This window comes from Pseudomonas sp. MMS21 TM103 (assembly GCF_022132145.1).
GTDB lineage: Bacteria > Pseudomonadota > Gammaproteobacteria > Pseudomonadales > Pseudomonadaceae > Aquipseudomonas.
The window spans coordinates 853828-867312 of record NZ_JAJISP010000001.1 but is presented as its reverse complement, the minus strand read 5'-3'; the positions used below and the strand labels follow the sequence as shown (position 1 = coordinate 867312).

11 protein-coding genes are annotated in these 13485 nt (G+C 64.4%); 5 read left to right on the top strand and 6 right to left on the bottom strand.

Annotated elements, in window-relative coordinates:
• The first annotated feature begins 132 nt into the window (after positions 1-132).
• Positions 133-1449, top strand: coding sequence for a prephenate-dependent tRNA uridine(34) hydroxylase TrhP (trhP, locus tag LJY18_RS03965; protein WP_238040492.1), 1317 nt, complete (start codon positions 133-135; stop codon positions 1447-1449).
• A 211-nt stretch (positions 1450-1660) separates the two neighbouring features.
• On the opposite strand, the gene LJY18_RS03960 is transcribed toward trhP, so the two are convergent.
• Positions 1661-2368 carry a 3'-5' exonuclease gene (locus tag LJY18_RS03960; protein WP_238040491.1) on the bottom strand — a complete coding sequence of 236 codons (708 nt, stop codon included), beginning with the start codon at positions 2366-2368 and terminating at the stop codon, positions 1661-1663.
• Positions 2365-4296 carry a putative nucleotidyltransferase substrate binding domain-containing protein gene (locus LJY18_RS03955; protein WP_238040490.1) on the bottom strand — a complete coding sequence of 644 codons (1932 nt, stop codon included), beginning with the start codon at positions 4294-4296 and terminating at the stop codon, positions 2365-2367. The genes LJY18_RS03960 and LJY18_RS03955 overlap by 4 nt, the downstream gene beginning before the upstream one ends.
• A 180-nt stretch (positions 4297-4476) precedes the next feature.
• On the opposite strand from LJY18_RS03955, the gene LJY18_RS03950 reads away from it, so the two are divergent.
• Entirely contained in the window at positions 4477-5226 is a 750-nt protein-coding gene (locus LJY18_RS03950) for a glutathione S-transferase family protein (protein WP_238040489.1), read from the top strand.
• 181 nt (positions 5227-5407) lie between these two features.
• Here the strand turns inward: LJY18_RS03950 and LJY18_RS03945 are convergent, their stop codons facing one another.
• Positions 5408-7585 (bottom strand): malate synthase G, encoded by a 2178-nt coding sequence (locus LJY18_RS03945; protein WP_238040488.1) that lies wholly within the window; start codon positions 7583-7585, stop codon positions 5408-5410.
• Positions 7586-7950: 365 nt separating this feature from the next.
• Between LJY18_RS03945 and LJY18_RS03940 the strand changes: the two genes are divergently transcribed.
• Together LJY18_RS03940 and LJY18_RS03935 are read left to right on the top strand one after the other, a co-directional pair.
• A complete protein-coding gene (locus LJY18_RS03940) occupies positions 7951-8412 on the top strand; it encodes a GNAT family N-acetyltransferase (protein ID WP_238040487.1) in 462 nt (153 codons plus the stop codon).
• A gap of 68 nt (positions 8413-8480) precedes the next feature.
• Positions 8481-8999, top strand: a complete 519-nt coding sequence (locus LJY18_RS03935; RefSeq protein WP_238040486.1) for a glycine cleavage system protein R — start codon at positions 8481-8483, stop codon at positions 8997-8999.
• A 360-nt stretch (positions 9000-9359) separates the two neighbouring features.
• Here the strand turns inward: LJY18_RS03935 and rarD are convergent, their stop codons facing one another.
• The 3 genes from rarD to LJY18_RS03920 all read right to left on the bottom strand — a co-directional run bounded on the left by rarD (position 9360) and on the right by LJY18_RS03920 (position 12306).
• Entirely contained in the window at positions 9360-10247 is an 888-nt protein-coding gene (rarD, locus tag LJY18_RS03930) for an EamA family transporter RarD (RefSeq protein ID WP_238040485.1), read from the bottom strand.
• A gap of 264 nt (positions 10248-10511) precedes the next feature.
• Positions 10512-11486, bottom strand: coding sequence for a serine/threonine protein kinase (locus LJY18_RS03925; RefSeq protein WP_238040484.1), 975 nt, complete (start codon positions 11484-11486; stop codon positions 10512-10514).
• 85 nt (positions 11487-11571) lie between these two features.
• Positions 11572-12306, bottom strand: coding sequence for a ComF family protein (locus LJY18_RS03920; protein ID WP_238040483.1), 735 nt, complete (start codon positions 12304-12306; stop codon positions 11572-11574).
• 79 nt (positions 12307-12385) lie between these two features.
• Here LJY18_RS03920 and bioB point away from each other — a divergent pair, with 79 nt between their 5' ends.
• On the top strand, positions 12386-13441 hold the full coding sequence (gene bioB, locus LJY18_RS03915) for a biotin synthase BioB (protein ID WP_238040482.1): 1056 nt from the start codon (positions 12386-12388) through the stop codon (positions 13439-13441).
• Positions 13442-13485 lie beyond the last annotated feature (44 nt).

Below are 13485 nucleotides of genomic sequence, written 5' to 3'. Positions count from 1 at the left end.
GGTAAACAGAACGCCCCGGCAACGGGGCGTTTTGCTGTCTGCCCGATTCGCCCTTTTTATAGATGCAGATCAAGGCCGAGCGGCCGCCGAGCCCCTAGAATCGCGGGCCCTGGATTTTCGAGCGCGCGGCATATGGCCTCCTCACCCCGTCACCCCGAACTGCTGTCCCCGGCCGGCACCCTGAAGAACATGCGCTACGCCTTCGCCTATGGCGCCGATGCGGTGTATGCCGGGCAGCCGCGCTACAGCCTGCGCGTGCGCAACAACGAGTTCGATCACGCCAACCTGGCCCTGGGCATTGCCGAGGCGCATGCCCAGGGCAAGCAGTTCTACGTGGTGGTCAACATCGCGCCGCACAATGCCAAGCTGAAGACCTTCCTCAAGGACTTGCAGCCGGTGATCGAGATGGGCCCGGATGCACTGATCATGTCCGATCCCGGATTGATCATGCTGGTGCGCGAGCATTTTCCGCAGATGCCGATCCACCTGTCGGTGCAGGCCAATGCGGTGAACTGGGCCAGCGTCAAGTTCTGGCAGCAGCAGGGTCTCTCCCGAGTGATTCTGTCGCGTGAGTTGTCGCTGGAAGAGATCGCCGAGATCCGCAGCGAAGTGCCGGGCATGCAGCTGGAGGTATTCGTCCATGGCGCGCTGTGCATGGCCTATTCCGGGCGCTGCCTGCTGTCCGGCTACATCAACAAGCGCGACCCCAACCAGGGCAGCTGCACCAATGCTTGCCGCTGGCAGTACAAGGCCGAGGTCGCCCAGGAGAACGAACTGGGCGATATCGTGCGCCTCGTCGAGCCGACCTTGGGCGCCGGTGCGCCGACCGAGCAGGTGTTTCTGCTGGAGGACGGCAGCCGCCCCGGCGAGCAGATGGCCGCCTTTGAAGACGAACACGGCACCTACATCATGAATTCCAAGGACCTGCGCGCGGTGCAGCACGTCGAGCGCCTGGTGCAGATGGGCGTGCACTCGCTGAAGATCGAGGGCCGGACCAAATCCCATTACTACGTGGCGCGCACCGCCCAGGTGTACCGCAAGGCCATCGACGATGCCGTGGCCGGCCGGCCATTCGACCAGTCGTTGCTGGGCACCCTGGAGTCCCTGGCCCATCGCGGCTACACCGAGGGTTTTCTGCGCCGTCATGTGCACGACGAATACCAGAATTACCAACGCGGCAGTTCGGTGTCCGAGCAGCAGCAATTCGTTGGCGAACTGACCGGCGAACGACGCGGCGAGCTGGCCGAAGTGCGGGTGAAGAACCGCTTCGCCTTGGGCGATGGCCTGGAACTGATGACCCCCCAGGGCAACCTGCGCCTGCGCCTCGAGAGCCTGGAAAATCGCCAGGGCCAGGCGATCGGCGTGGCGCCGGGCGACGGCCACATGGTCTACCTGCCACTGCCAGTCGAGGTGCAGCTGGAGTACGGACTGCTGATGCGCGATCTCTAGGGTGGCTGGCGCTTTACCCCGCCACCTGCGTGCTGGGTTGGTGGATGAAAAGCGCATCATCTACCGGGTCGCCCTGCTGGGGGGCGGCCGTACCGCTGATCGCTCAGATGCGCAGCGATAACCCGCCCGTTATTGCGGCGCAACGAGCAACCGATGGTGCACTGCCTGCGGCGAGTGACAGCCTAGGCGTGAGCGCCGTGCGCCCTACGCATCAAAGGGAGTGAGCGCGCTGGCGCCGGCGCCAGCTGGCCAGGCGTTGTTGCAGGGCCAGCAGGCTGTCCAGTTGCTGTCGGCGCGCCTTGCTGAACAGGATCAGGGCCAGCTCGGCGGTGACCAGGGCGTCGGCGCTGGCGTGATGGCGCTGCTGCGCCTGCAGGCCGAAATAGCTGGTCCAGTCGTCCAGGCCGCCGCGCGGGATCTTCGCTTGTGGGCAGAGCATCGGTGCCAGTTCGGCGACATCGAAGAAATCGTGGCGCAGACGGTAGCCCAGGCTCTGCTTGAGGGCGCGGGCGAGCATGCGCTGGTCGAAACCGGCATGGAAGGCCAGCAGCGGGCTGTCGCCGAGGAACGCCATGAAGTCCAGCAGGGCTTCGGCCGGCTCGATTCCGGCGGCGATGTCGCTGGGCGCCAGGCCGTGGATCAGCACGCTGGCGCTGACCTGGTGGTCGCGGCGCTGCAAGGTGCATTCGAACTGCTGGCCAAGGTCGATGGCGCCGCCTTCGATCACCACCGCGCCAATCGACAGCAACTGGTCGCGTCTGGTGTCGAGGCCACTGGTTTCCAGGTCGAGTACCACCAGGCGCTGTTCGTGCAGCGGCCTGTGGTCGAGGGCGGCCGGCTCGGCCAGGCCGAGGCGGCGGTCCAGTTGCGACTCGAGCAGGGCGGGACCGCGGCCGGTGAACCAGGTGAACTGACTCATAGCTGATAACGCAATGTCAGGCTGCTTTGCAGGCGCTGGGCCTGGCGAAAGGCCTCGCGCAGGATGCGCCGATCGAGCTGGTTGAGGCTGTCGGGATCGATCCGGTTGGAGTAGGGGCGATCCTGCTGGGCTTGCAGTTGATGTTGCTGCATGCGCGTCTGCTGGATGAAGTGATAGGCCTCTTCATAGGCCGCGCCATCGAGCGGCTCGATCACCCCCTTGGCGATCAGCTCGCGCAGGCGCTCCAGGGTGTTGCAGGCTTCGATGCCATTGGCCAGGGCGAGAAGGCGGGCGCCATCGACGAAAGGGGTCAGGCCCTGCACCTTGAGGTCGAGGGTGTCTTTCTCGACGCCCTTGCGGGCCACCACGAAATCACGGAAACGCCCAACCGGTGGGCGCTGGCGCAGGGCGTTCTCGGCCATCATGCGCTGGAACAGGCTGTTGCCGGCGACCTGCTTGAGCAGGCCCTGGCGCACCAGGTCACAACCGTAGGGATCGCCCCAGACCACCCGCAGGTCGAAGTAGATGCTCGATTTGAGCAGGTTTTCCGGGGTCGCTTCATCGATAAAGCTGTTGAAGCGCCGCGTCCATTCGTGGCGTGACAGGCACAGCTCCGGGTTGCCGGCCATGATGTTGCCCTTGCACAGGGTGAAACCGCACAGGGCCAGGCGTTGGTTGATCTCGGCGGCCAGCGGCAGCAGGCGTCGGCGCATGTCGGCGGCGGTCACCGCGTCGCTGGCCTCGAACAGGATGCCGTTGTCCTGGTCGGTGTGCAGGGTCTGTTCGCGGCGGCCCTCGCTGCCGAAGCACAGCCAGGTGAAGGGCACGCCGGGATCGCCGAGGTCTTCCAGGGTCAGTTCGATCACCCGGCACACGGTGTGGTCGTTGAACAGGGTGATGATGTGGGTGATCTGGGTCGAGCTGGCGCCGTGGGCGAGCATGCGGTCGACCAGTTGCTGGATATCGCTGCGCAGCGCGGCCAGGGTCGCGACCGTGCCGGCATGGCGGATGGTGCGGGCCAGGTGGACCAGGTCGACCCGCTGCAGGGAGAACAGGTCGCGCTCGGAAACCACGCCGCACAGGCGTTCGTGGTCGACCAGGCAGATGTGGGCGATATGCCGCTCGGTCATGGCGATTGCCGCCTCGAAGGCACTGGCGTCGGGCGGCAGGTAGAACGGCTCGAGCGTCATCAGGCTGTCGATCGCCTGATCCAGCGAGCTGCCGTCGGCGATCACCCGGCGCAGGTCGCGCAGGGTGAAAATGCCCAGGGGCTTGTGCGCCGGATCGACGATGACGATGCTGCCGACGTGCTGTTCGTGCATCAGCTGCACGGCCTGGCGCAGCGGCGTGGCGGGCGGGCAACTGATCGGCTGGCGCATGGCCAGTTCACCCAGGCGGGTGTCCAGCGAATACTGCGCGCCGAGGCTTTCCACCGCCCGCATCTGGACCTGCTGGTTGACCTGGTCGAGCAGGCTGCTGACCCCACGCAGGGCGAAGTCGCGAAACGGGTTGGACAGCGAGAACAGCTTGACGAAGGCCTGCTTGCTCAATAGCAGGCAGAAGGTGTCTTCGGCGGCCAGGTGTTCGGTGCGGGTGGCCCGGTCGCCAATCAGCGCCGCCAGCGGAAAGCATTCGCCGCTGGTGATCTCGAAGGTGGTTTCGCTGCCGCGTTTGGCCGAGTGCGGGCGCTCGCCATGCACATGACCCTGCTTGACGATGTAGAAGTATTCGACCGGCCCGTCGGTCGGCTTGATGATGGTCTCGCCTGCGCTGTAGAAGCGCAGCTGGCAGTTTTCCACCAGATAGGCCAGGTGGGCCATGTCCATCTGGTTGAACGGGGGGTATTTCTGCAGGAACTCCACGGTGCCGTGGATGTTCTGCAGCACCGCTGTCTTGCCCGCCTGGGTGTAAGCGTCCGATTTGCTCATGCCGCGCGGCCTCGAAGCAACTGTGAATGACTATGGTCGGCCGCAACGGCCAGGGTGCCCATTGGACGTAAGTCTAGTCGGTGTCGCCTGGCCGTCCCGCAGGGCCTGGATTTACGCGCTGTACAGGCGCGGAGTTGGCAGTAAAACTGCGTTCTATCCATCGACAACAAGGATATTCCCATGGCGCAACCGCTGCTGATCATCGGCTCCTACCTGTCACCCTATGTGCGCAAGGCCCTGGTGTTGCTGGAACTGAAAGGGGTGGCCTACGAGGTTGATCCCATCGTGCCCTTCTACGGCAACGACGAGTTCGCCCGCCTCAGCCCGCTGCGGCAGATTCCGGTGCTGGTGGACGGCGACCTGGTGCTCAACGATTCTTCGGTGATCTGCCAGTACCTGGAGGAGCGCTACCCCGAGCCGCGCCTGTACCCCGAGGACATCGCCGTGCGGGCCCAGGCCCGCTGGCTGGAGGAATACGCCGACAGCCGGATGGGCCAGGTGGTCATCTGGCAGCTGTTCAACCAGCTGGTGATCGGCCGCGCGGTGTGGGGTCGCGAGCCGGACCAGGCGCTGCTGCAGAAGACCTATGACGAGGATCTGCCGGCCATCTTCGACTATCTGGAGGCCCGGCTGCCGGCTCACGGCTGGCTGTTCGGCGAGTTGTCGATTGCCGACATTGCCATCGCCTGCTTCATGCGCAACGCCCAGTTCGCCCGCTACCGCGTCGACGCCGCGCGCTGGCCGAAGCTGGCCGCGTTGGTCGATACGGCCCTGGCGCTGCCCCCCTTCGCTCGCCTCGGCGCCTACGAGATGATCGCCGCGCGCACGCCCATCGCCGAACAGCGCGAGGCCCTGCGCCAGGCCGGCGCGCCGATCAGTGGCCACAGCCATTTCCGCGCCCAGCCGGTGCTGGGGCCGATGAGTCGTTGAATCCAACAGTGACCAGTCGGGTGTAACTGGACGCCTGCTCACCAGCACTGGGCACGACGCAGCCGAACCGGACGCGGTTGCGCTTGGCTGTTGCACTTCTGAAGCCCCGCCTGGCGTTGACGGCATAGGCATAAAAAAACCGCCCCGGAGGGCGGTTTCTCGGTGTTGCGGCAGCAGCGGATTACAGGCCGTTCTTGGCCTTGAATTCGCGGCGACGGCGGTGCAGAACCGGCTCGGTGTAGCCATTGGGCTGCTTGGTGCCTTCGACCACCAGTTCCAGGGCCGCCTGGAAGGCGATGTTGCTGTCGAAGTCCGGCGCCAGCGGACGGTACAGCGGGTCGCTGGCGTTCTGCCGATCGACCACTGGCGCCATGCGCTTGAGGCTCTCGACCACCTGTTCCAGGGTGACTACGCCGTGGCGCAGCCAGTTGGCCATGTGCTGGCTGGAGATACGCAGGGTGGCGCGGTCTTCCATCAGGCCGATGTCGTTGATGTCCGGCACCTTGGAGCAGCCGACACCCTGGTCGATCCAGCGCACCACGTAACCGAGGATGCCCTGCGAGTTGTTGTCCAGTTCGTTCTGGATTTCCTCGGGCGTCCAGTTGGTCTCGGCGGCCAGCGGAATGCTCAGGATGTCGTCCAGCGAAGCCGGCGCACGTTTGGCCAGCTCGGCCTGACGGGCGAACACGTCGACCTGGTGGTAGTGCAGCACGTGCAGGGCGGCGGCAGTCGGCGAGGGGACCCAGGCGGTGTTGGCGCCGGCCAGCGGGTGGGCGATTTTCTGTTCGAGCATCGCCGCCATCAGGTCGGGCATGGCCCACATGCCCTTGCCGATCTGCGCACGACCCTGCAGGCCGCAGGCCAGGCCTGCGTCGACGTTGTTGTCTTCGTAGGCGGCGATCCACTTCTGGCTCTTCATGGCGGCTTTGCGCACCATGGCGCCGGCTTCCATCGAGGTGTGGATCTCGTCGCCGGTGCGGTCGAGGAAACCGGTGTTGATGAACACCACACGCTCGCTGGCCGCCTTGATGCAGGCCTTGAGGTTGACCGTGGTGCGCCGCTCTTCGTCCATGATGCCGACTTTCAGGGTGTTGCGCGGCAGGTTGAGCACGTCCTCGACGCGACCGAACAGTTCGCTGGTGAAGGCGACTTCTTCCGGACCGTGCATCTTCGGCTTGACGATGTAGATCGAACCGGTGCGGGTGTTCTTGCGGCTGGTGTTGCCATTGAGGTTGTGGATGGCGATCAGGCTGGTCAGCAGACCGTCCATGATGCCTTCCGGAACCTCGAAGCCCTGACTGTCGACGATGGCGTCGATGGTCATCAGGTGACCGACGTTGCGGATGAACAGCAGGCTGCGCCCGTGCAGGGTCAGCTCGCCGCCGTCGGCCTGGGTGTAGACCCGGTCCGGGTTCATGGTGCGGGTAAAGGTCTGGCCGGCCTTGGACACGCTCTCGGCCAGGTCGCCTTTCATCAGGCCCAGCCAGTTGCGGTAAACCACCACCTTGTCATCGGCATCGACGGCGGCGATCGAGTCTTCGCAGTCCATGATGGTGGTCAGTGCGGCTTCCATCAGCAGGTCTTTGACGCCGGCAGGGTCGGTCTGGCCGATCGGGGTGCTGGCGTCGATCTGGATTTCGAAGTGCAGGCCATTGTGCTTGAGCAGCACGGCGATCGGCGCCTGGGCATCGCCCTGGAAGCCAGCCAGTTGGCCGTCGTCGAGCAGGCCGCTGTTGCTGCCGCCCTTGAGGCTGACCAGCAGTTTGCCGGCTTCGATGCGGTAGCCGGTGGCGTCGACGTGGGAGCCGGCGGCCAGCGGTGCAGCCTGGTCGAGGAAGGCGCGGGCGAAGGCGATGACCTTGTCACCGCGAACCTTGTTGTAACCCTTGCCTTTCTCGGCGCCGCCTTCTGCGGAAATCACGTCGGTGCCGTACAGGGCATCGTACAGCGAGCCCCAGCGGGCGTTGGAAGCGTTGAGGGCGAAGCGCGCGTTCATCACCGGCACCACCAGCTGCGGGCCGGCCAGACGGGCGATTTCTTCGTCGACGTTCTCGGTGCTGGCCTGGAAGTCGGCCGGCTGCGGCAGCAGGTAGCCGATCTCCTCGAGGAAGGCTTTGTAGGCGGCCGCATCATGGGCCTGACCGGCGCGGGCCTGGTGCCAGCCGTCGATCTGTGCCTGGATCTCGTCGCGCTTGACCAGCAGGGCACGGTTTTTCGGGGCCAGCTCGTTGATCACGGCTTCGGCGCCGGACCAGAACTTGTCGGCAGCGATGCCGGTACCAGGGATGGCTTCGTTGTTCACGAAGTCGAACAGCACTTTGGCGACCTGCAGGCCACCTACTTGAACGCGATCAGTCATCACTTGCCTCACTCTGCTCAGCTCTTCAGCTCTACTCGATAGCCGCTTCGGACCGGGGAAAAAGTCTTGTAGTCCAAGGCGCGGCATACTACATCAAGATTCTGGGAAAATCAGTGGGTGTGCGTCGTTGTACGACCAAGAGACGCTTTGCAGTCACGGTGAGGACGTTATGTTCTCAAAATAGGCAATTATTGTTTCATAAAAATATTAAAACCGTACACATTATTCGCGCCAAGTCTTGCGGCGCCTGTTTGTCGGGCTGCCTATACTCCGACGACCGTAGTAGAAGGTTTGGTGATACTGACTTGCCGAGCGCAAGCGCAGCAGGGATGTGGTGCGGTCTGAGTTAGCGGAGGAATGGACCTATGCACATAGACGCGGCCAGTTCGGCCGATCTCGACGATCTGACCCGATTGTTTGCCGGCTACCTGCAGTTCTATAGGGAGGACAAGCCGCTGGCGGCGATCCGCGTATTTCTGGCGGCGCGCCTTAGCCGAGGCGACTCGGTGCTGTTTCTGGCGCGTGATGCGCAGGGGCGGGCGCTTGGCTTCGTCCAGCTCTACCCGTTTCATGCTTCGCTGGCGCTGCAGCCGGCCTGGCTGTTGAGCGACCTCTATGTCAGCGAAGTCGCCAGGCGACAGGGGGTTGGCGAAGCGCTGATGAACACCGCCCGGCGCCATGCCGAAACAACCGGCGCCTGTGGTTTGCAGTTGCAGACGGCAAAGAGCAATCTGGCTGGGCAGGCGCTGTACGAGCGGCTCGGCTATGTGCGCGACGAGCTGTTCCACACCTACTGGCTGGAATTATCGCCACCAGACGGCGACTGAACACGGAGCCGCTGCCCTGCGCACGGTTATCCCTTACCTGACTGCTGAACAACAACGAGAGGCTTGTCATGGATCATCTGGTACTTACCGTAATCGCCAAGGATCAACCCGGGCTGGTCGAGCGTCTCGCCCAGTGCGTGGCCGACCACGGCGGCAATTGGCTGGAAAGTCGCATGTCGCGCATGGCCGGCCAGTTCGCCGGGATTCTGCGCGTTGCGGTGCCGGCCAAGGCCCACGCCGAACTGGTCGAGGCGCTGCAGGGCCTGAGTGTCGAGGGCATCCGCGTGCTCCTGGAGCATGGTGGCGTTGAACTCTCCGGTAGCTGGAAGCCGATTCATCTCGACCTGATCGGCAATGACCGTCCGGGCATCATCCGCGATATCACCCGCTTGCTCGCCGAGCACGGGGTCAACCTGGAAAGCCTGATCACCGAAGTGACGCCGGCGCCCATGAGCAGCGAGTTGCTGTTCCACGCCGAAGCGCAGCTGGCGGTGCCACAGGAGCTATCCCTGGATGTGTTGCAGGCCAAGCTGGAAACCCTCGCCGATGACCTGATGGTGGAGCTCAATCTGCGTACCGATGCCTGAGCGCGGGTGAAAAACGCTCGCTTACTGCGCACGCCGGAAAACGAGCGCGACGGCGTTTGATATGTTCACAACCAGTCTCTGGACGGGTCTGCACATATCCCCAGCTGGCGTGGGTATCGCTGTGGATAAGCTGGGGAGCCCCGGCTGTCCTGCTAGTCCCCCGCGGCTCTCCTGGAGTTGGTTGAAAAAGCAGCTATTTCAATAACTTGTGCACACAGGCCGGGGATGCTTCTGTGGATAAGGTTGGGATGGATGGCTGCAGCCCAGGCGCGCCGTGGAGTGCGCTGTATTGGTTGTTTTTTGTGCAGCCTCTGGCGCAGTGGTTGGGTGGGGCGGACGTGTCCGCCCCACCGGCCGGCGTCAGCCGCGCTTGCGCAGGGTCAGCCAGGCATCGAGGCTGTAGAGCGCCAGGCCCGCCCAGATGCAGATAAAGGCCAGCAGCTTGCTTGAATCGAAGCGCTCGCCGAAGACCGCGACCGCCAGGATCAGCACCAGGGTCGGTGCGATGTATTGCAGAAAGCCCAGGGTGGTGTAGGGCAGGTGGCGCGCGGCGGCGTTGAAGCACACCAGCGGGATCAGGGTGATGGGTCCGGCCGCGATCAACCAGAGTGCCTCGGGAGTGCTCCAGAATTCGCCCTGGCTGCTCATGGCAGCCGGATTCCAGAGCAGCCAGCCGATCGCCAAGGGCAACAGCAGCCAGGTTTCCACCACCAGGCCGGGCAGCGCGGCGACCGGTGCCTGTTTGCGGATAAGGCCATAGAAACCGAAGCTCAGCGCCAGCACCAGTGACACCCAGGGCAGGCTGCCGAGCTGCCACACTTGCTGCGCCACGCCTGCGGCGGCCAGGCCGACTGCCAGCCATTGCAGGCGGCGCAGGCGTTCACCGAGCAACAGCATGCCGAGCAGCACATTGACCAGCGGGTTGATGTAGTAGCCGAGTGCGGCCTCAAGCATGCGCTCGTGGTTCACCGCCCAGACATACACCAGCCAGTTGCTGGCGATCAGCAGGCCGCTTAGCGCCAGTACCGCCAGACGCTTGGGGTTGTCGCGCAGCTCGCGCAGCCAGCCCGGATGTTTCCAGACCAGCAACAGCGCGGCGCCGAAGACCGCCGACCAGAGTGCGCGGTGGACGATGATTTCCAGCGAGGGGACATTCTGGATGGCTTTGAAATAGAGCGGGAACAGGCCCCAGATGACGTAGGCGGTGAGGCCGAGAATGTACCCGCGGCGCGGGTTGACGGTGGCCATGCAGAGTCCTTGCTTAGGCTGCTAACGAAAGCCCTGGATTCTAGTCGTGCGGCGCGACTCTTGTCTGCAGGTTCAGGTTTTTCCTGTCAGGGGAAACCCTGATTTGCGTAACGCGGGCGTTACAGCCCTGGAGCCTATGTTCCGCCGCAACCCCCCGCACCAACCTGGCCCGTGCCGGCGCAAGCCGCGATGACGGCATGCGCTCGGCCTGCTCGATGATCCCAGGCGGGCCAGGGGTTGTTGCGCTTGCCGTTGCCCCTCAGATCAGAACAGCCTCAGCGGCTCTTCATCCAGCGCGGCCAGTTGCTCGCGCAGCATCAGCACCTGTTCGCCCCAATAGCGTTCGCTGCCGAACCAGGGAAAGCTGCGGGGGAATGCCGGGTCGTCCCAGCGCCGCGCCAGCCAGGCGCTGTAGTGCATCAGGCGCAGGGAGCGCAGGCCCTCGATCAGCGGCAGCTCGCGCGGGTTGAAGTCGTGGAACTCCTGGTAACCGTCCATCAGTTCGGACAGTTGGCTGAGGCGCTCATGGCGCTCGCCGGCCAGCATCATCCACAGGTCCTGCACCGCCGGCCCCATGCGGCAGTCGTCGAGGTCGACCATATGAAAGGTGTCGTCGCGGCACAGCAGGTTACCGGGGTGGCAGTCGCCGTGCAGGCGAATCGCCTGCGCCGGGTTGTTGGCGAACAGGTCATCAAGGCGCTTGAGCAGGTCGCGGGCCACCGATTCATAAGCCGGCAACAGGCTGCGCGGAATGAAGTTGCCCTCGAGCAGGGTGGCCAGCGAGGCGTGGCCGAAGTTCTGTACCTGCAGGGTTTCGCGGTGGGCGAAGGGCCGTAGCGAGCCGACCGCATGCAGGCGGCCGAGCAACTGGCCGAGGCGATACAGTTGTTCGAGGTTGCCCGGCTCCGGGGCGCGGCCGCCGCGCCGCGGGAACAGGGTGAAGCGAAAGCCCGCGTGCTCGAATAGGGTCTCGCCATCGCGCACCAGTGGCGCCACCACCGGCACCTCGCATTCGGCCAGTTCGAAGGTGAAGCTGTGCTCCTCGCGAATCGCCGCGTCGGTCCAGCGCTGCGGCCGGTAGAACTTGGCGATCAGCGGCGTATCGTCCTCGATACCCACCTGGTAGACGCGGTTCTCATAGCTGTTGAGCGCCAGTATGCGGGCATCGCTGAGGTAGCCAATGCTTTCCACGGCATCCAGCACCAGGTCGGGAGTAAGTGCGGCAAATGGGTGGGACATGGTCGGCTCCGATCTCTGGGCCGAAGAGTGTAGCGCTTATGCATGGCCGGGCGCTGCCCGGCCGTGATCGGCGCCGCCTGTGACGTCAGTCGCCTGGTTTCGGTGTGCGTGCCAGGCAATAGATGTCGACCCGCGCTGCGCCGGCCTGTTTCAGCAGGCGCGCCAGGCTCTCGGCGGTGGCGCCGGTGGTCAGCACGTCGTCGATCAGGGCCAGGTGCAGGCCGCTGACCTGGCTCTTGGGCGCCAGGGCAAAGGCGCGGCGCAGGTTGCGTTTACGGGTGGCGGCGTCCAGTTGCTGTTGCGCCGGGGTGTCGATGACCCGTTGCAGCCAGTGTTGCTGCAAGGGCAGGTGCAACTGCTCGGCCAGCCACTGGGCGAGCAGCGCCGCCTGGTTGAAACCGCGCAGGCGTTGCCGGCGTTCGGCCAAGGGCACGGGCAGCAGCAGGTCGGGCCTGGCCAGGCCCTCAGCGAAACTGTGCAAGAGGTGTTGTGACAAAAGCTCGCCGAGCAGACGTCCCAATGGCCACTTGGCCTGGTGCTTGAAACGGGTGATCAAGCTGTCGACGGGGAAGGCATAGCGCCAGGGCGCCTCGACCCGATCAAAGCGCGGTGGTCGTTTCAGGCAGCCACCGCAGGTCAGTCCAGCGTGCGGCAGCGGCAGGGCGCAGACCTGGCAGCGTGCGCCGAGCCACGGCAGTTCGCTTTCGCAACTGACGCAGAGGCTGTTTGCGCTGTCGGATGGCTCGTCGCAGAGTAGGCAGGGCTGTTTGTTTTTTAACCAGTTGTAAACCTGGAATCGCTCGTCTGGTTGACAGCGCATAAGGCTTCCTTAAATATGCCGGACATCCGTGTCGTGCTGGCTGACTTTAGCAGCCGCTACAACTAACAAGGAATCACTGATGAGCGCCACCTCCGCTGCCCACTTGCGTCACGATTGGACCCTCACCGAGGTCAAGGCGCTCTTCGAACAACCCTTCAACGACCTGTTGTTCCAGGCGCAGACCGTGCACCGCGCGCATTTCGATCAGAACCGTGTGCAAGTCTCGACCCTGCTGTCGATCAAGACCGGTGCCTGCCCGGAAGACTGCAAGTACTGCCCGCAGTCGGGCCACTACAACACCGGCCTGGAGAAGGAAAAGCTGCTGGAAGTGCAGAAAGTGCTGGAGGCAGCCGCCGAGGCCAAGGCCATCGGTTCCACCCGGTTCTGCATGGGCGCGGCCTGGAAGCACCCGTCGGCCAAGGACATGCCCTACGTCCTGCAGATGGTCAAAGGCGTGCGCGCCCTGGGCCTGGAAACCTGCATGACCCTGGGCAAGCTCGACAAGGAGCAGACCGCGGCCCTGGCCGAGGCCGGCCTCGATTACTACAACCACAACCTGGACACGTCGCCGGAGTTCTACGGCAACATCATCACCACCCGAACCTACGCCGATCGCCTGGAAACCCTGGCCTACGTGCGCGACTCGGGGATGAAGATCTGTTCCGGTGGCATTCTCGGCCTGGGCGAGTCGCTCGACGATCGCGCCGGCCTGCTGATCCAGCTGGCCAACCTGCCGGAGCATCCGGAGTCGGTGCCGATCAATATGCTGGTCAAGGTCAAGGGCACGCCGCTGGCCGACGAACAGGACGTCGACCCCTTCGACTTCATTCGCATGCTGGCCGTGGCGCGAATCATGATGCCGCAGTCCCACGTGCGCCTGTCCGCCGGGCGCGAGGCGATGAACGAGCAGATGCAGGCCCTGGCGTTCTTCGCCGGTGCCAATTCGATCTTCTACGGCGAGAAACTGCTGACCACCGCCAACCCGCAGGCCGGCAAGGACATGCAGCTGTTCGCCCGCCTCGGCATCAAGCCGGAAGAGCGCGAGGAGCATGGCGACGAAGTGCATCAGGCGGCCATCGAGCAGGCCCTGGTCGAGCAGCGTGATTCCAAGCTGTTCTATAACGCCGCGGTCTGAAGTCAGGCGGTGGATGAGCTTCGCGGCATCCACCCTAGCTAGCA